The following is an 18,408-nucleotide window of genomic DNA, read 5'->3' as shown; positions in this document are numbered from 1 at the left end:
ATCCTTGTCATCTTCTCATTCATTTTATTTTTGATCCCTACACTCACCAATTGGACTTATGAGCACCTATAGTCTGATAGGCGTCAGATAAATAATAACGGTAAAGAAATGCAGCACACTACCTGCCAGAACGAATAAATGCCAGATGGCATGATGGAACGGAAATCCCCGCCATACATAAAAAATTGTACCCAGGGTATAACAAATTCCTCCGGCAACAAGCAGCTCAATTCCGCCTGAAGGGATTGCGGCGGTTAATGGAGCCCATGCAATGACGATCAACCAGCCCATCGCAATGTAAAACAAGGTAGACATAAACAGAAACCGCTTGGTGAAGAAAGCCTTGAAGGCCACACCAAACAAAGCAATCCCCCATATGACTCCAAACAGCGTCCAGCCGAGTGTTCCCCGAATCGCGACCAGCAAGAAAGGAGTATACGTTCCCGCTATGAACAAATAAATGGAGGAATGATCAAAAATCTCAAATAGATCCTTCGCTTTGCCATCCTTCAGAGCATGTACGAAGGTAGAGCTGACATAGAGGAGCAGCATGGACACCCCATAAATCGTAAAGCTGACGACATGCCAGGCTGTTCCATTCATACTTGCGGCAACAATAAGCATTACTAACGCTGCAACACTGAGGAGAGCTCCAATGCCATGGGTAATGGCATTCGCGACTTCCTCTCTCCGAGTATAGGTATAGGTGTTAGCCATAGAATCATCCTTTCAACATCCGCTGCCTGCTATTCAGCAGAACCGAAATCTTTCTACATATTATACTACGTTCACGGCTAATGTTCATCTTTAGGATTCAACGTGCAAAATATTTCAATATAATAGATGCAATTCGATCTGAAGCATGGCCGTCACCGTAAGGGTTAGCAGCTCTTGTCATTCTCCGATACCTTTTTCCTCCTGACAATAACAGATTGATCTCCTTCTTAACCTTGTCATACTCTGTCCCTATACAGCGAAGCGTACCTGCCTTGACACCTTCCGGCCGCTCCGTTTTGTCACGAAGGACGAGTACCGGCTTACCGAGCGATGGCGCCTCCTCCTGAATACCTCCCGAATCGGTCAAAATAACGTAAGCATGATTCATCATATTATGCATATCGCTCATATCAAGCGGCTCAATCAAATATATCCGTTCCGTCCCGCCGAGCATTTCGAACGCCAGCTCTTTTACTGCCGGATTCGGGTGGACCGGATAGATTAATTCGAGTGTCCGATCCTGTTCAATGATCTCTCTCACAGCCTGAAACACCTGTTTCATCGGGCTGCCCCAGTTCTCTCTCCGGTGCATGGTCATAAATATCTTTCTTGTCCCTGGATGAAGCCGCGATAGTAGCGGATGGTCGAATTCCTTCTTGATTGTCCAGCGCAGGGCATCAATCGATGTATTGCCTGTCACGTAGACATGCTCTTTCCGGTGCTCGTTTGCCAGCCTTTTCGCAGCCGTCGTGGTTGGTGCAAAATGTAGATCCGCAACCCGGCCAATGAATTCCCTGTTCATCTCTTCCGGAAAGGGCGCATATTTGTCATAAGTTCGCAGTCCGGCTTCGACATGACCGATCGGGATTTGAGCATAGTATGCACAGAGTGCGGCCGAGAAAGCCGTCGACGTATCTCCATGGACGAGCACAAGATCATATTTCTCGGCCTTCATTACTGGCTCAAGCGATTCTATTAAACGGGCGGTCAAAGCGTATAGCGTCTGCGCCTCACGCATCACTTTTAATTCAATATGCGGTACGATATCAAATTCTTTCAATACTTGAGCCAGCATCTCCTCATGCTGTCCGGTAACACACACAATGGGTTCGATGTCAGGTGCCGCCTCTAGTGTTTTTACTAGGGGCGCCATCTTGATAGCTTCAGGTCTCGTTCCGAACACAACAAGCACCCTGATTCGATGTTCCTCCATTTGATCAGGCCCCCTTTCATTTTTGATAAGTTAAATTGATTCAATCCCTTATCTATATATGATAGAGTCTCTCCATCTCGTAACGGCACTCTATGAAAAAGGACCTTAAACTATTTATTTCTGAACAGGACAACTGTCGGTTTCTATTAATCTATCAATGCATAACCTGTAATTAGAGTGACGCAAAGGAGGTTATCCATCACATGGCAGTTATCATCTATCCTAAGACGATGAACTGGAAGTTTATGCGACAGCGTCCGCAGCAGCTGATGACTGAGCTTGGAGCTAGAGGACACCATGTGTTCTTCGAGAATCTTGCACCCATGAACAGTCAACTGGAGGAAGTAGAACCTGGTGTACATTTATTTACAGATCACCATTCATTTGTGAAGAGACATCTGGACAAATTAAGAAAAGAGCATCCCGTTGTCGTATGGACGACCTGGGCTAAGCAGAGAACAAGACTTTCTGCAATCTATCAACCTGATGCCGTTATCTACGATTGCTGTGATGAGTTTCCGCATTGGGCAAAGTATGAGCATCGGATGGTTGAATCTGCCGATCATCTGGTCGCCACTGCCGAAACGATCCGTACACGTCTTTCTCTGGCCTATCCGGACAAACCCCTTACCCTTATCCCCAATGCCGCTGATGTCAGCATGTTTGATGCGCCTGTTGTCCCAAGACCCCATGATCTGCCTGCAGGTCCAACGGTGGCTTATATTGGCGCTTGGGCTTATTGGGTGGATCATGCATTGTTTGCAAAGACAGCTGAGCAATATCCGAATGTGCAGTTTGTCTCAATTGGTGCACCATACGGAGACATCCCAGGTTACGGTACTCTGCCGAACGTCCATATTCTTGGAGAGAAGCCGCACAGTGAACTAAAAAAGTACTTGCAGCATATTGATGTTGCGGTCATTCCGTTCCTTTATCATCCGATTACCCTTGCCACCAATCCAGTGAAGGCTTATGAATACATGGCTACTGGAGTCAAGGTCCTCTCTACCGCACTGCCGGAATGTATTCGGATGGAGCCGTACATTACTACGGCAACGACTCATGAGGATTTTATTGGTAAGCTGGGACAGATGCTTAATGAACAGGAAGATCCTGCGGCAAGATTGGCACGAATAGCATACGCAAGACTAAATACGTGGGTTCAGCGCGGAGAAGCAGCAGATGAGGTTATCCGAAAGACGCTTCAGCTCAAAGGATTTCATGAATAATAAATATACCGTCTACCTTACGGGAGCTGTCTACAGGAAACAAGCCGCCGCGCATGCCAACAACGCTCTCCATTTATATCAATCGATTCGTGACCAATTATTACAATCCTCTGCACACTGGCTCGTATGGTCTCCCAATGCTCTTCATTTATCCAATCATAACAAGCAGCTGCTTGAAGCCGAACTGAATACTCTATCTCCCGATACCCATTGTGTAGTTTGTCCGGGCAACAGCTTTATTTTTCGAATGGAATGCTTCGTTCATTCAGATACAAGTCTCGTACGTTCTTTACCCTCCGCCTTCTGGCTAAGCTGGGAACTGTACGCCCAGTGCTCAGCCTCGGAACATGCAGCCTGCCTATCTGAAGCACTTCAGCCTATGTTCCTGTCCGCAATACAGCAGCAAAGATATCTGGATCCCGTCTTCCCGCCTACTCTTACCGATAGCAACTATGAAAGTTCCCGTCATCCCATTTTTTCGATACTAAGACGTTCCACGGCTCTCTCTCTAACTTCCCATTCAATGAACTCGCTTGGAGAAACACCACTCATAACAATCATGCTCGGTGTATTCAACATGGGGAGAACCGTAGAGTGGGCGATTCGCTCTGTGCTTGCACAGACCTATCTGAACTGGGAGCTCCTCATCGGCAACGACGCGTCAACGGACAATACCGCTGAGCTCATTAACGAATACGCTATGGATTCACGCGTTCGAATCTTTCACTCCAATACGAACAAAGGCAAGGCAGTAATGATGAATCATCTGCTTGAACATGCGAACGGGAAGTATGTGCTGGAGCTGGACGGTGACGACTGGCTGCCGACATTCGCCCTTGACGCACTGGGCAAAGTCATGACACTGAATCCAGATTCAGGACTCGCTACAGGTGCATGCGGAATATGGCGCCGCAGTAACAATGGTGATTTGTATTACCGAAGTACGGACTGTTTTGACGGAAATCTGGAATCTGCCGACCATGCTCACCCTCCTGTTCCCCGCATGTATGACATAACGGCACTTCAGTTTATCGGCGGATGGCCCGTGCTGCCTGGCCTTTATGGAAGAATATTCGAGGATATCGCGGTCTGCAAGAAATTACTCAAGCATTATTCCTATGTACAGACAGACGAAACGGTATATCACCGGGTCATCCATCCAAGAAGCATCAGCCAGCAGTATTTGCCGCTATATCCACAGTGGAAGGAACGTTTGGAGAAGGAGGTGAAATGATATGAAAATTGCAGCTAGCGGATATTACGGCATGGGCAACTTCGGAGACGATTTGTTTCTCAAAACGTTGCAGCAGGCTTTTTGCAAGCACACCTTATTTCCTTGGAATGGTTACATGGATCCGGCAAAAGTGGATGCGGTTATCATAGGCGGCGGAGATCTGATTACTCCCTACAAGTTCAGCAGCTACTATTTTCCAGCTGCACTTGCCGAGCATCCCATGTGGCTGTATGGGGTCGGGATCGTGGATACGTATCCTCCTGAAACGTGGCCGGCGGATCAAGTCGAGCTTCACAAGCAGTATATCGAGAAGGCGAGACGTGCCATTTTTAGAGACCAGAAGTCACAAGAGCTTGCCACGATCGCCAAGCTTCATACGAAGCCTGAAACGGCACAGGATATGGTCTTCGCTTACCAGGAGCATCCGTTCCCCATGAATCGATTCTCTCTTCGCAAAACGATCGGTGTATGTCTGTTCTCGTATCCTTCATTCCCAATGGAAGCCATGGTTCAATTGCTGCTTAGGCTAAGTACAGAGGGCTTCCATATCGTGCTCATCCCTGTCATTAACCATCCTTCGAACCGCTTCTCGGATTACAGTACTTGTAAACTGCTTGAGCAGAAGATGAAGGAAATAGACAGTGCCGCGTCGGTTCAGACTCTGTCACTCTTGCTCGAAACAGATATCACTTATAACGTGATTCAATCCATGGATTATCTGATCAGCTACAAGCTGCATCCCACACTTGTGGCGCTTCGGGCAGGTGTACCTGTGCTTGCCTTCAGTAAGATGGGAAAGGTGAAGCATCTGCTGTCGCGCTTCCATCTTAACCATTACTATTGCGATTACGCACAACCTTTTGAAGCATATGAAGACATCATCAAACAATTCATTAAGATCGGTCCTGATGAAGTTAGAGTGGCATTGCCACTCATTCGTCAGGCTGAGCATGAAAGCTATTGCGAGCTGACCCAGCTCGTGTCAGAAATAGAGTCTCTAAAGTAGATAACATCAAGGAGGTCATGTAACGATGTGTTTCTTTTTTCACTCCCGTCTATGGGCAAGAATCAAGCAGCTGGAGGTCCACCAGGCATTATTGACTGAAAGAGTGGATATGTTAAATGCCCGCATTGAACAATTGGAAGCCGAAGTCCGTTCTGGAATCGTTGTTAATCCACAGCTGCAGCAATTTCTGGAGAGCAAAATCGGACAATACATCAGCATCAGCACCAGCAGCGTTACTGTTCTTGGCACGGTGCTCGCTGTAGGTACGGATGCTGTTGAAATCCGCGAAACGAGCGGTGATATCGTCATTATTCCTTTTTCACAAATATCGGTCGTTCAATAATGTAATGACTATATTAATGCTTCGGAAACATGCCAATAAGTCTAAGGAGGTACTTGATATGAATTTCAGAGATATGATTCGCGGCTTCTTGGGAAGCGAGGTAGAGGTACTGACGGGTAACGATTATTTGGACGGAACACTCATCTCCATTGATGAAACTACGCTTGTCCTGCAAATTCCACCCATTATCTACGGGCCGCCTGGAGATGTGGCTGTCATTCCTTTGTCTTCCGTTGAGCTTGTGCGCGTTCTGGCTGCATAGGATCGGGGTTAAGATTGCTGCAGCATTCGATAGCACATAGCACTTTAATAAAGGAAAAAGAAGACCGCATCCTTTAATGGATTGGTCTTCTTCTTGTTATCTCAGTTAACGCTATATCATTTTACTTCACTGTCTGCATCTTCAGTCTCGGTGTCCTGAATCAATCCTGCAAACAAGGCGTGTACAAACTGCTCCGAATCAAACGGCTGCAGATCGTCTGCCTTCTCTCCGAGTCCAACGAGCTTGACTGGAATATCCATCTCTTGGCGAATTGCGATAACGATACCACCCTTGGCAGTGCCGTCCAGCTTCGTGAGCACGAGACCTGTAACTCCGCTCTTCTCTCCAAATAGCTTGGCCTGACTGAGCGCATTCTGTCCTGTGGTTGCATCAAGCACCATGAGTACTTCATGCGGCGCACCTGGAATTTCACGCTGAATTACACGGAAGATTTTGTTCAGCTCTTCCATGAGATTTGTTTTGTTCTGGAGTCTTCCTGCCGTATCGCACAGCAGAACGTCAGCGCCGCGCTGCTTCGCGGCCTGAACCGCATCAAACATGACTGCCGCTGGATCAGAACCGGCTTGCTGCTTGATCACGTCTACCCCTGCGCGCTGTCCCCATACTTCCAGCTGCTCGATGGCACCCGCTCTAAATGTATCTCCTGCCGCGAGAAGAACCTTCTTGCCTTCATTCTTAAAGCGATGGGCCAGCTTGCCAATTGTTGTTGTTTTGCCGACTCCGTTAACACCAACAAAAAGAATTACTGTGATGCCATCCTTATTCATGTTAAGACTATTATTTTGCTCTGAACGGAGAAGCGCTGTTAATTTCTCCGACAACACCGGCTGCAGCTCAGCCGCATCCTGGATCTTCCGTTTCTTCACTTCGACACGCAGATCATCAATAAGGTCCATAACCGTGTTGACACCTACGTCAGCACCGATCAGGATCTCCTCAAGCTCCTCGTAAAATTCCTCATCAATTTTCTTACGGCGAATGACGAGATCGGACACCTTCTCAACGAAGCCTTTGCGCGTTTTCTCAAGACCATCTTTAAAGATATTGGTTACCGATTCTGTTTTTGTTGATATGCTTTCTTTTAGCTTTTTAAAGAAACTCATAGGTTCCCTCCAACTCAAAATTACAATACATTGGATCAGATTCATAACTTATTAACGAGAAGGTATTATGAATTTGATTCGTACTTAAGCGATTTCCGCTTCCTCATTCTCCAGCTTCACCGAGACAAGCTTCGATACGCCGCCCTCTTCCATTGTAACACCATACAGCACATCTGCTTCCTCCATCGTTCCCTTGCGGTGCGTTACAACGATAAATTGGGTTTGCTCTGAGAATTCGCGCAAATACTGTGCGAAACGAACGACGTTAGCTTCATCCAGTGCTGCCTCGACTTCATCCAATACGCAGAACGGCACAGGACGAACATGTAGAATAGCAAAGAGCAGTGCCATGGCGGTCAAGGCTCGTTCGCCACCAGAGAGGAGCTGCAGGTTCTGGAGCTTCTTGCCCGGCGGCTGTGCGACAATTTCAATCCCTGTCGTAAGCAGCTTGTCCGGTTCATTCAGAATTAAATCTGCTCTACCTCCGCCAAACAGCTTCGAGAACACGGTGCCAAATTCACGCTTAATGGCATCAAATGTCGTCTTGAATCGTTTGGACATTTCATCTTCCATTTCCTTGATGACTTGATAGAGTGTCGTCTTGGCTTCAATCAAATCGTCCTTCTGCTCACTGAGGAAGAGATAACGCTCATTAACGCGTTCATATTCCTCAATCGCACCAAGATTCACTTCTCCCAGCGCGGAGATGCTTCGTTTAAGCCTCTGCACTTCTGCCTTACTGCCTTCAATATCCTCAGGAATGGAGTAGTGCTGCTTCGCAAGCTCATAAGACAGCTCGTACTCGTCATTCAGCTTTTTCAATATATTTTCAAGCTCCACGTCCAGACGATTCACACTGATCTCCGTCTGACGAAGCTCGTCTTCACATGCTTTCAGACTGATACGCTGCTCTTTGGTTTCATTCTCTTCAAGCTCAAGCTTCTTCGTAAGCTGGGCTCTAGCAGCACGTTTGAAATCAAGCTCCCTTCCTGCTTCCTCCTTCTTGAGCCGGTAGCGGTTCAGGTCCTCCGTCTGCTTAACGCTCTCTTCTGCATTGGTTTTGAGGTCCGCTTCTACAGAGGCCAGCATCGTACGATTCCGGTATCTTTCTTTGTCCGAATTCTCGTATTCCCGCTCCATTCTGCGAACCTGCTCTTCTACGGAGAAGCGCTCCTGATCCAGCTTGCCCTCACGAACCTTCAATATCGTCAGCGAGTTCTGGAGCTCCTCCTTGGCAGATTCATTCGCTTTGCGGGCAAACTCTGCAGCATGAATGGCTTGATGTGTCGCCTTTTCCTCTTCCTCCAGCTTCACGAGCGACTGTTCAGCAGCTGCACGGGTATCTTCAAGCGCTTTAATTTCATCCTTGAAGCCCGATTTCTCCGCACCGGCAGCCTCAACCTGAGTAAGCACATGTGCCAGCTCATGCTCAAGCTGTTTGAGCGACAGCGAGGCTTGCTGCTCTTCTGTCCGTTTCTCATCGCCATCATGACGAAGCGTGTCGAGACTGGTCTGACACTGCTCCATTTGAGCCTTCACTTCTTCCAGGCTTCGATGCAGCTTAATAATCTGATTCTCCGTCTCCATAATGTCATGATCCAGCTGATCCAGCTGACGCTTACGGGACAAGAGACTTGTATTCTTGCGGTACTGACTTCCCCCGGTCATCGAGCCGCCTGCATTCACCACATCACCTTCAAGCGTAACGACACGGTAACGATATTGACAGCGGGCTGCGATTCGGTTCGCATCTTCCAGATTCTCTGAAATAATTACATTGCCGAGCAAGCTTCCTACAATGGCTTCATATTTAGAATCAAACTGCACCAGCTCGGTCCCGATACCGACAAACCCCTGCAATTCAGAGATCATACTCCGATCAGAGGCGCCGATCGCACGTGGCCTGATAACGTCCAGCGGCAGGAAGGTAGCTCTTCCGAGCTGACGCTGCTTCAGGAAGGAGATCGCCTGGCGGGAGACGGACTCATTCTCCATCACCACATGCTGGAGCGATGCTCCAAGTGCAGTTTCAACGGCCATCTCTACTCGCTCCGGCACTTTGATCAGTTCTGCAACCGCACCATGTACGCCATGCAGCACATTCTTCCGCGATGCCTTAAGTACCTCTTTGACACCGGTGTTAAACCCATCGAAGTCATCCTGCATTTCCTTCATCGTGTCACGTCTTGAAACTTGAGCTTCCCGCTTCTGCTCCCATTTCCGTACAGTGCTCTGACTCTCAGACAACAGCTTCTGCAGTGATTGAAGCCGCTCACTTTCTGTTATATATCCATTTCGCAATGAGCTGATCTCCGTACCAATCTTCTGAATCTGCTGGGTCAGCTCTCCTTTGCGTTTAAGAATATCTGTCTTCTGGAGCTCCCACTTGTCCGACTCTTCACCGGCACGGTTCAGTCTCCGTTCGATAGCTTCCTTCTGCTGATCAGCATAGCGAATCTCATTACGTGCCTGCGCCATTTGGTTCATCAGCTCCAAGAGGTTCCCCTTCAGGCTCTCCTCCTGCTCCTGACTGATCCCTCCGGTTACACCTACCAGCTTCGCTTCCTCGGCAGACAGCTGTTCACGCAGCTCATCAAGCTCCTGCTGTATTCCAGCCAGCTTGCTCTTAAGACCGTCCAGTTCAGCCTCACGCTCCGCATACCGCTCCTCACTGCCGGTTAAGGAATTAAGCAGCTGCTCCCGGTTTGCTTCGAGATTCTTGAGCCGTTCCTTGAGCAGTTCACGATATCCTTCACTCTTCTCGGTAGCTTCACTGTAGTGCAGCAGCTCGCCCTGAAGACGCTCCACGTCCTCTTCTACCTGGCGAAGCTCTGTCCGATCCTGTTCCAGAATAGCATCATGTCTTGATACAATCGTAGATAATTCCAGCTGCTGTTCCTTAAGCTCGTGCAGCTTCTCATTCGCTTCACTCCAGGCCGTATGAATCTGCTCGATCTGGTATACGTATAGAGACAGCTCCTTCTGCTTCAGTTCAGCTCTAAGCTCTTTATAGTGCTTTGCCTTCTCAGACTGCTCCTTAAGCGGTCCGATTTGATCCTCTAGTTCCGTAACCAGATCATGTATCCGCAGCAAATTTTGCTCCGTATCGTCCAGCTTCCGCACAGCATCTTTCTTGCGTGATTTATATTTAACAATACCGGATGCCTCTTCAAAGATCCCTCTGCGATCCTCGGAACGCGTACTTAGAATTTCCTCAATCCGCCCTTGTCCGATAATCGAATAAGCTTCTTTACCGATACCGGTATCCATAAACAGCTCCGTAATATCCTTTAGTCTGCAGGACTGTTTGTTAATAAAATATTCACTATCACCGCTGCGATGAACACGGCGTGTTACCGTGACTTCACCAAAATCGAGTGATAAGACATGATCTTCATTATCCAAGGTCAGTGACACCTCGGCAAAATTCACAGGCTTGCGAGTATCACTGCCGGCAAATATAATGTCTTCCATCTTGCCGCCGCGGAGTGATTTCGCACTCTGTTCTCCTAGAACCCAACGGATGCCGTCGGAAATGTTGCTCTTCCCACTCCCGTTGGGGCCTACAACAGAGGTTATACCGCGAACAAACTCCATCTCTGTTCGATCGGCAAACGATTTAAAGCCCGACAGCTCAATACGTTTTAAATACATCTTGTTCTTGACACCTCCAAGCTTCTTGCCACGGTCCTACACGGGTATGTACATCCGTTATTATTGTAGGGGAAACGTCTCTTGAAGTCCATTTCTTCTACATCCTAAGAGCATACCATAACTTCATTTGGGATTTATACAAAATCCCTAAGCAACAAAAAGAAGAGCAAAAAGCAGTCCTTCCCATTCCATCATTAGCCTGATAACTAAAGCGGGCTGCTCTTTGCTCTTCGTTTGTAAGAAAAGACAGGCCGCCAATACAACGGCTGGTTTCTTGTTCTTGAGATATAAGAAGATCTCACTACTCCGTTAGATTTTCTTATGACTTAAGAATCCGCAAAAGCGGTCTGCCGATCCATTCCTAAGGAAGCTTCAGCGTACTTAACGCGATTTGTGCCGCCTTCTGTTCTGCTTCCTTTTTCGAGCGGCCGTTACCACGGCCTAATCTCTGACTGCCCATATAAACTTCGGAGACAAACTCCCTCTCGTGAGCGGGACCTTTTTCCTCAACGATTCGATATTCGAGCACACCCATATTATGATGCTGGGTCAATTCCTGCAATTCAGTCTTGAAATCGGTAAGCACGAGTTCACCTTCCACAATAAGGCCGGCAAAGATATGCTTATCCAAAAATTTCTTCACTGCAACAAGGCCTTGATCCAAATAAAGAGCACCGATAAATGATTCGAAGACATCTGCCAGGAGAGCGGGACGATTTCTGCCCCCTGTCAGTTCTTCCCCTTTGCCCAGAAGTACAAATTTGCCGAATTCCAGAGCCTCAGCAAATTTCACGAGTGAGGGCTCGCGTACAAGTGCTGCCCTCATCTTGGTGAGTTCTCCTTCCGGACGATTCGGATGTTCATTGTATAGATACTCCGATACCGTCAGCTCAAGTACAGCGTCCCCGAGAAACTCGAGTCGTTCGTTATCCTGGCTTTGACTGAATCTGTGCTCATTCACATATGAAGCATGAGTAAAGGCCTGCTTTAACAATTTGCGATTGTTAAACTCGATTTGAAGTTTGCGCTCTAATTGTTTCAGATCTGCATTCAATCGAATCGGACCCCTTATGATTCATATTTTTTGAGAATTACAGTTGCATTGTGTCCGCCGAATCCGAAGGAATTTGATAGCGTGTATTCCAGTTCAGCTTCACGCGGAACGTTCGGTACATAATCCAGATCACAAGCCGGATCAGGATTCTCCAAATTAATCGTTGGCGGAATCTTCTGATTCTTAAGTGCCAGCGCACAAATGATTGCTTCTACACCACCAGCTGCTCCGAGCATATGACCTGTCATCGATTTGGTAGAGCTTACTGCCACTTTATAGGCGTGTTCACCGAGTGCAAGCTTAATGCCTTCCGTTTCGGATTTGTCACCAACCGGAGTTGATGTTCCATGAGCGTTGATATAATCAATATCCTCAGGATTAATGCCAGCGTCTTTAATCGCCATCTTCATGCTGCGTGCGCCGCCTTCCGGATCCGGATCAGTCATATGCTTCGCATCCGCAGATAGTCCGTAACCGACAACCTCACCATATATACGGGCACCACGAGCAAGCGCATGCTCTAGTGATTCGAGGATAAGAATTCCAGCCCCTTCCCCCATTACGAAGCCATCACGGCCTGAATCAAATGGGCGGCTTGCTTTTTCCGGCTCATCATTGCGGGTAGACATCGCACGCATGGAATTAAATCCTGCCATGCCTGTTGGACGAATCGTAGCTTCTGCTCCGCCGCAGATCATGGCATCCGCATCTCCGCGCTGAATCATTCGCATGGAGTCCCCAATGGAATGACTGCCTGTAGCACATGCCGTTACCTGGGTCGTATTTGGACCCTTCGCACCAAAGCTAATAGACAGCTGGCCTGATGCCATATTCGCGATCATCATCGGAATAAAGAACGGGCTTACCCGCTTCGGACCTTTTTCCAAAAGAATATTGTGCTGGTCTTCCCAAGTACCGAGACCCCCGATACCAGAACCTACGGATACACCGATGCGCTCGGCTTCGATATTCTCACCAATTTGCAGCCCACTGTCATTGATCGCCTGGCCTCCAGCGGCAACGGCAAATTGAACAAAGCGGTCCATCTTGCGTGCATCCTTACGGTCCATATAATCTTCAGGATTGAAATCCTTAATCGACGCTGCAATCTTGGAGTTGTAGTCGCTCACATCAAAGGCTTCGACAAGCGATACTCCAGATTTACCTTCCATCAGACTGTTCCATAGCGTATCCAGGTCTTTACCAATCGGGGTCATGACACCCATGCCTGTAATAACAACTCTTCGTTTCAAATCCATTTCACCTCTATATTGACTGCATATTTCTATGCAATTAACAGATTTTAATGTAATGAAACCCATTCTATACATGTCGTTATGATAACAAACACCTATAAAATGGGCCTTCATAAGGGCTCTATGCCTTTAGCTTGCAAAATTGGAGGGGAAGCTCCGTATGAGATAAGACCTGCTTAACTCACGGAGCTTCCTCATATGACTTAGGTATGAGATTGTATGTAGTTTACAACTTCACCTACGGTCGTGATTTTCTCTGCATCTTCATCAGAGATCTCCATATCAAACTCGTCTTCGAGTTCCATTACCAATTCAACAACATCTAGAGAGTCAGCACCCAAATCATCTTTGAATGATGCTTCCAATGTTACTTCAGCTTCGTCAGCGCCTAAACGATCTACAACGATACGTTTTACGCGTTCCAATACGTCGGACATCCGGTTCACCTCCCTTTCCGTATTATACGAGAATCAATCGTAAAATGCCATAGAACCTACATCACCTTCATATCAAGGGGCGAACAAGTACTCCGGCTGGTCATCCATTACGGGTAAAATTACATGTACATGCCGCCATCCACATGCAGCGTTTGACCTGTCATGTAGGATGCAGACTCGGAAGCAAGGAATAGAGCAACCCCTGCCACTTCTTCCGGACGTCCAAGCCTTGAGAGCGGTATCCCAGACAACATACCTTCTACGAGTTCGGATGACAAGCCCTGTGTCATTTCGGTTTCAATAAATCCAGGAGCGATGCAGTTCACCGTAATTCCGCGGGATGCAAGCTCCCGGCTTGAGGATTTAGTAAGACCAATGACTCCTGCTTTAGCAGCTACATAGTTGGCTTGACCTGGATTACCCAGCACACCGACTACAGATGAAATATTGATAATTCGTCCATAGCGTTGTTTCATCATCGGTCGAGTCACCGCTTTGAGGCAATTAAAGACGCCTTTCAAATTGGTTTCGATTACTTGATCGAATTCCTCTTCTTTCATACGCATGATTAAATTATCTCTAGTAATACCTGCATTATTCACCAGAATATCAATTCTGCCCAGCTGGTCCACCGTTTCTTTCACCAATTGGTCCGCTTCAGCTGTAACGCCTACATTGGCTTTGATCGCGATGGCTCTGGCTCCTTTGGCTTCAATGAGCTGTACAACTTCGGCCGCAGCTGCTTCGTTGCCCGCATAGTTCACAGCAACATCAGCGCCTGCATCGGCTAGAGCCAATGCGATACTGCGACCGATTCCGCGTGATGCACCTGTTACAAGAGCAACCTGGCCTTTAAGTGTTGTGGTCATCTTGTTGTTCCTCCTTTCCCCAAATATACCTGTGGAAATGATTCAATCTCTACAGCTCAGCAGCAAGAGCATTCAAGCTATCCAAGCTGTTTACGTTGTATACTTTAACCGTTCTGCTTACCTTCTTGATGAGTCCACTGAGTACGCTGCCAGGGCCGATCTCCACAAAAGTGTCTACCCCCTGATCCATCAGCCATATCACGGTATCTTCCCATTTGACCGAAGAATATACCTGCTGCGCCAAAAGATCACGGATAACTTCACCCTCAGTTACGGGCTCAGCGTTCACATTCGCCACCACAGGTATGCTTGCATTACGAAGCTCAACAGAGGAGAGCTGGTCAGCAAGCCTAGCAGATGCCTCTTTCATCAGTGAAGTATGAAAAGGGCCGCTGACTTCAAGAGGAATTGCCCGTTTAGCTCCGGCTTCCTTGACACGATCTATCAGCTGTGCCACTCCGTCCTTAAGACCGGATACCACAATCTGTCCCGGTGAATTAAGGTTCGCCAACTCAACGAGATAGTCCTTCCCTTGAGCCGAAATTTTCTCGCATAGCAGAGCTAGCTGATCACGATCGGCCCCGAGCACGGCAGCCATAGCTCCACGTCCACCCGGAACGGCTTCTTCCATGTAGGTCCCTCTCGCCCTAACAACAGCAACCGCATCCTCAAAGGACATTACACCAGCTGCGACCAGCGCACTGTATTCACCCAAGCTGTGGCCTGCTGTGTAATCAGCGGTAATTCCTTTCTCACGAAGTGCCTCATATAAAGCAATACTCGCTGTCAAGAGCGCTGGCTGTGTGTTCTTCGTTTGCTTGAGTTCGGTATCCGGACCTTCAAAGATCAGCGAGCTCAGCGAAAAACCAAGCTTCTTGTCCGCAGTCTCAAAGACATTGCGGGAGGACGTTACATTCTCATATACGTCTTTCGCCATCCCAACGGTCTGTGAGCCTTGACCCGGAAATACAAAAGCGATTTTCCCCATCTATTCATTGCTCCTTTTTACGATCTAAAGTGAAAAACTTGCAGTGAGGCACCACGAAATGTGTGCATGGCAAGCTATTACCACACCAGCACAGAGGCTCCCCAAGTGAGTCCGCCGCCGAATCCGACCATTAGAATGGTGTCTCCTGCCTTCATCCGGCCCTCTTCAGCAGCTTCCACCAATGCTAATGGAATCGAGGCGGCGGAAGTATTCGCGTATTTATCAACATTAATGACGACTTTATCTTCAGGAAGCTCAAGACGCTGCATAGCAGACTGAATAATACGAATATTGGCTTGATGCGGAATGAACAAGTCGACATCTTCTTTGGTTAAACCTGCTTTTTCCAGAACATCAATCGTTGCGGTTCCCATTACTCGCACTGCAAATTTAAATACTTCTCGACCGTTCATATAAATGTAGTGCTGTTTGTTAGCTAGTGTAGTCTCAGATGCAGGCAGTCTCGAACCTCCTGCTTGGATGTTAAGAAGCGGCCCGCCGGCACCTTCTGCACCCAGATCAAAGGATTTGAATCCACGACCTTCAGGAACCTCTCCCAAGATGACGGCGCCTGCTCCGTCTCCAAACAGAACAGCCGTATTTCGATCTGTATAATCCGTAATGCGAGACAAGCAGTCTACACCAATCACAAGCGCGTTATTATACATTCCTGTTTGAATAAAGCTTGTTGCCGTAGCCAGACCGTATACAAAGCCGGAGCAGGCTGCAGACAAATCGAACGCAGCAGCACCCTTGGCTCCCAGCTTATCCTGTAAAATGCATGCCGTTGATGGAAACGCACTATCCGGAGTTATAGTAGCAACAATGATCAACTCAATATCGCTTGGTGAAATTCCTGCAGATGCAGCAGCCGCTTTGGCAGCTTCGTATGCAAGATCCGAGGTCGCTTCTTCAGGGGCCGCAATATGACGTTCGCGAATACCCGTACGGGAGACAATCCACTCGTCACTGGTTTCCATCATTTTTTCCATATCATGATTCGTCAGAATCTGTTCCGGTACGTATTTCCCTGTCCCAATGACACCGACTGGACGCAAATGTGTATTCTTCATGTCACTCAACTCTCCCGCTAATTTCCTTAGATATACTTTCAACCAACTGGTTGGAGATGGCAAGCCTTGCCTGACGCACCGCATTTTTAATTGCATTCGCATCGGCAGAGCCATGGCTCTTCACGACTAGACGACTAAGGCCAAGCAGCGGTGCACCTCCATGCTCCTTATAATCAAGCTTGCCCTTGAGCGCACGCAGCTCCGGCATCAGCATTGCAGCTGCCAGCTTGCTCTTAAGCGACGAGGAGAACTGCTCTTTTAACAAAGAAAAAATGCCCGCAGCCGTGCCTTCAAGCGTCTTCAGCATGATATTGCCGGCAAATCCGTCACATACCAGTACATCACATCCGCCCATCAGCACTTCTCTTGATTCAACATTGCCAACAAAATGAATAGGCAGCTCTTTCAGTAGCGGAAAAGTATGCTTGGTGAGCTCATTTCCTTTGCCTTCTTCAGTACCTACATTTAAGAGTCCTACTCTTGGCTTATCAATTCCATGCACCTTCTGCCGATACAAGCTTCCCATAAGTGCATACTGAGCCAGATGCTCAGGCTTGGCATCCATGTTGGCGCCGAGATCCAGAGCAAGCATTCCACGATCATCGATCGTAGGAATCATCGGGGCCAGAGCCGGACGCTCGATGCCTTCCATTCTGCCAACGACAAGGAGTCCTGTCGTCATGAGCGCTCCCGTATTGCCGGCAGAGATCATGGCATCCGCTTGTCCTTCGCGAAGCATACGCCCCGCAACAACCATAGATGCATCCTTCTTCCGCCGAACCGCCTTCACCGGCTCATCATTTGAACCAATGACCTCTGAAGCATGAATTACGGTTATACCCGATGGACGATCTGCGCCCAGCAAAGGATTAATCTTGGCTTCATCGCCGACAAGTACGATCTCCGTATCGTTCCATTCTTTTGCAGCAAGCACTGCACCTTGGACCGTCGCTTCCGGTGCATGATCGCCTCCCATTGCATCAATGACGATCTTCATGATGAACTCCCCCTTCGTCACTATCTTGCCCGGCGGATCGGTAAATGACGAAGTTTCCTTGAAACACCATTTCCTCACCGACATATGCAAACACTTCTACCTTGGCTTTGCCCTTCTGCTCGGGAGTGGAACGCACATATGCCTTCGCAATGCACTTCTCTCCTAGATGCACCGGTCTTACAAACCGGATGTCCGCAGAAGCGGTCAGCGCAATCTCATCGTTAATGACAGCAACAGCAAGTGAATTGGCTTGTGCAAATACATAATGTCCACGTGCTATTCCTGTTCTTGAAAATACATGCTCTTCTCTAATCTCAAAAATGGAAATACCGCTCTTATCCAGCTGAAGGTCAACAATATCCCCGATGATTTCATGCAAAGGCAATGAGCGCACTTGATCATACGATCTCTCAGCCATCAGCTTCATCCGCTCACGAAGTTCAGGTATGCCGAGCTCCATCCGATCCAGTCGAATCGTCTGAATGCTCACCTTAAGTAATCTTGTCAGCTCTTGGTCGGTGATAAAAGGGTTATCCTCAATCATTTGAGTTAACTGCTGCTGTCGTTGTCGCTTCGGTATTCGTTCTATGATCAAGCACCCCCCGCTTATGTGACTTCAAAGACCCATTAATTTATATTCAAGATTCAAGTCCAATCTATATGACACCAGCGTACAGCTCTTTACCTCGTGAGGTGGACAATTCTTAATATAACTATCTCAGGTAGTCATTGAGCGACTGAATTGTTCATCACCCATCTGTGTTCGTATGTACGCAAACTTTATAAAAATGAATCAATTTCATAATACCTTTAGCTGCTTATATCAAGGGTATATATAGTTCCAAATTTACCTGTTTAATGATTTATGAAATTGATTCAAATATGGATTAAATAAAAAAAGAAACACCGGTTAGAACCAGGTACTAATGCTTAGTATAAAACATGTAGAACC

General features: G+C 47.7%; 17 protein-coding genes. 5 read left to right on the top strand and 12 right to left on the bottom strand.

The window, feature by feature from the left end:
* Positions 1-66 precede the first annotated feature (66 nt).
* Positions 67-717, bottom strand: coding sequence for a PAQR family membrane homeostasis protein TrhA (locus BM415_RS04520; protein WP_091155037.1), 651 nt, complete (start codon positions 715-717; stop codon positions 67-69).
* Between the two features lie 97 nt (positions 718-814).
* Positions 815-1,930: a non-hydrolyzing UDP-N-acetylglucosamine 2-epimerase gene (gene wecB, locus BM415_RS04515; protein WP_091155035.1), complete on the bottom strand. Its 1,116-nt coding sequence runs from the start codon at positions 1,928-1,930 to the stop codon at positions 815-817.
* Positions 1,931-2,133: 203 nt separating this feature from the next.
* On the opposite strand from wecB, the gene BM415_RS04510 reads away from it, so the two are divergent.
* From BM415_RS04510 to BM415_RS04490, 5 genes are read left to right on the top strand one after another with little or no spacing between them, the layout of a single operon-like run.
* Positions 2,134-3,159 carry a glycosyltransferase gene (locus BM415_RS04510; protein ID WP_091155033.1) on the top strand — a complete coding sequence of 342 codons (1,026 nt, stop codon included), beginning with the start codon at positions 2,134-2,136 and terminating at the stop codon, positions 3,157-3,159.
* Complete coding sequence (locus BM415_RS04505) at positions 3,113-4,393, top strand: glycosyltransferase family 2 protein (protein ID WP_091155031.1); 1,281 nt, start codon at positions 3,113-3,115, stop codon at positions 4,391-4,393. Before BM415_RS04510 ends, BM415_RS04505 begins: the two co-directional genes overlap by 47 nt.
* A gap of 1 nt (position 4,394) precedes the next feature.
* The gene (locus BM415_RS04500; RefSeq protein ID WP_091155029.1) at positions 4,395-5,399 is read left to right on the top strand and encodes a polysaccharide pyruvyl transferase family protein; all 1,005 of its coding nucleotides are present in this window, start codon (positions 4,395-4,397) and stop codon (positions 5,397-5,399) included.
* A 25-nt stretch (positions 5,400-5,424) separates the two neighbouring features.
* The gene (locus tag BM415_RS04495; protein ID WP_091155027.1) at positions 5,425-5,742 is read left to right on the top strand and encodes a mechanosensitive ion channel domain-containing protein; all 318 of its coding nucleotides are present in this window, start codon (positions 5,425-5,427) and stop codon (positions 5,740-5,742) included.
* A 58-nt stretch (positions 5,743-5,800) separates the two neighbouring features.
* Positions 5,801-6,004 (top strand): hypothetical protein, encoded by a 204-nt coding sequence (locus BM415_RS04490; RefSeq protein ID WP_091155024.1) that lies wholly within the window; start codon positions 5,801-5,803, stop codon positions 6,002-6,004.
* 116 nt (positions 6,005-6,120) lie between these two features.
* Here BM415_RS04490 and ftsY read toward each other — a convergent pair whose 3' ends face one another.
* The 10 genes from ftsY to fapR form a co-directional block, all read right to left on the bottom strand.
* Positions 6,121-7,128 (bottom strand): signal recognition particle-docking protein FtsY, encoded by a 1,008-nt coding sequence (ftsY, locus tag BM415_RS04485; RefSeq protein ID WP_091155022.1) that lies wholly within the window; start codon positions 7,126-7,128, stop codon positions 6,121-6,123.
* Positions 7,129-7,212: 84 nt separating this feature from the next.
* Positions 7,213-10,782, bottom strand: a complete 3,570-nt coding sequence (gene smc / locus BM415_RS04480) for a chromosome segregation protein SMC (RefSeq protein WP_091155019.1) — start codon at positions 10,780-10,782, stop codon at positions 7,213-7,215.
* Between the two features lie 361 nt (positions 10,783-11,143).
* Entirely contained in the window at positions 11,144-11,836 is a 693-nt protein-coding gene (gene rnc / locus BM415_RS04475) for a ribonuclease III (RefSeq protein WP_091155017.1), read from the bottom strand.
* 14 nt (positions 11,837-11,850) lie between these two features.
* Positions 11,851-13,089 (bottom strand): beta-ketoacyl-ACP synthase II, encoded by a 1,239-nt coding sequence (gene fabF, locus BM415_RS04470; RefSeq protein WP_091159057.1) that lies wholly within the window; start codon positions 13,087-13,089, stop codon positions 11,851-11,853.
* A gap of 206 nt (positions 13,090-13,295) precedes the next feature.
* Complete coding sequence (acpP, locus tag BM415_RS04465; RefSeq protein ID WP_025334828.1) at positions 13,296-13,529, bottom strand: acyl carrier protein; 234 nt, start codon at positions 13,527-13,529, stop codon at positions 13,296-13,298.
* Between the two features lie 119 nt (positions 13,530-13,648).
* Positions 13,649-14,398, bottom strand: coding sequence for a 3-oxoacyl-[acyl-carrier-protein] reductase (fabG, locus tag BM415_RS04460; protein WP_091155015.1), 750 nt, complete (start codon positions 14,396-14,398; stop codon positions 13,649-13,651).
* 49 nt (positions 14,399-14,447) lie between these two features.
* Positions 14,448-15,386, bottom strand: coding sequence for an ACP S-malonyltransferase (gene fabD / locus BM415_RS04455; protein ID WP_091155013.1), 939 nt, complete (start codon positions 15,384-15,386; stop codon positions 14,448-14,450).
* Between the two features lie 77 nt (positions 15,387-15,463).
* Positions 15,464-16,459, bottom strand: a complete 996-nt coding sequence (locus tag BM415_RS04450) for a beta-ketoacyl-ACP synthase III (protein WP_091155011.1) — start codon at positions 16,457-16,459, stop codon at positions 15,464-15,466.
* 1 nt (position 16,460) lies between these two features.
* A complete protein-coding gene (plsX, locus tag BM415_RS04445; RefSeq protein WP_091155009.1) occupies positions 16,461-17,456 on the bottom strand; it encodes a phosphate acyltransferase PlsX in 996 nt (331 codons plus the stop codon).
* Positions 17,440-18,036, bottom strand: a complete 597-nt coding sequence (fapR, locus tag BM415_RS04440; RefSeq protein WP_170862471.1) for a transcription factor FapR — start codon at positions 18,034-18,036, stop codon at positions 17,440-17,442. The genes plsX and fapR overlap by 17 nt, the downstream gene beginning before the upstream one ends.
* Positions 18,037-18,408: the final 372 nt, after the last annotated feature.

Source organism: Paenibacillus sp. 453mf (assembly GCF_900116105.1).
Classification (GTDB): domain Bacteria; phylum Bacillota; class Bacilli; order Paenibacillales; family Paenibacillaceae; genus Paenibacillus; species Paenibacillus provencensis.
This window is presented reverse-complemented; position numbering and strand designations above follow the sequence as displayed.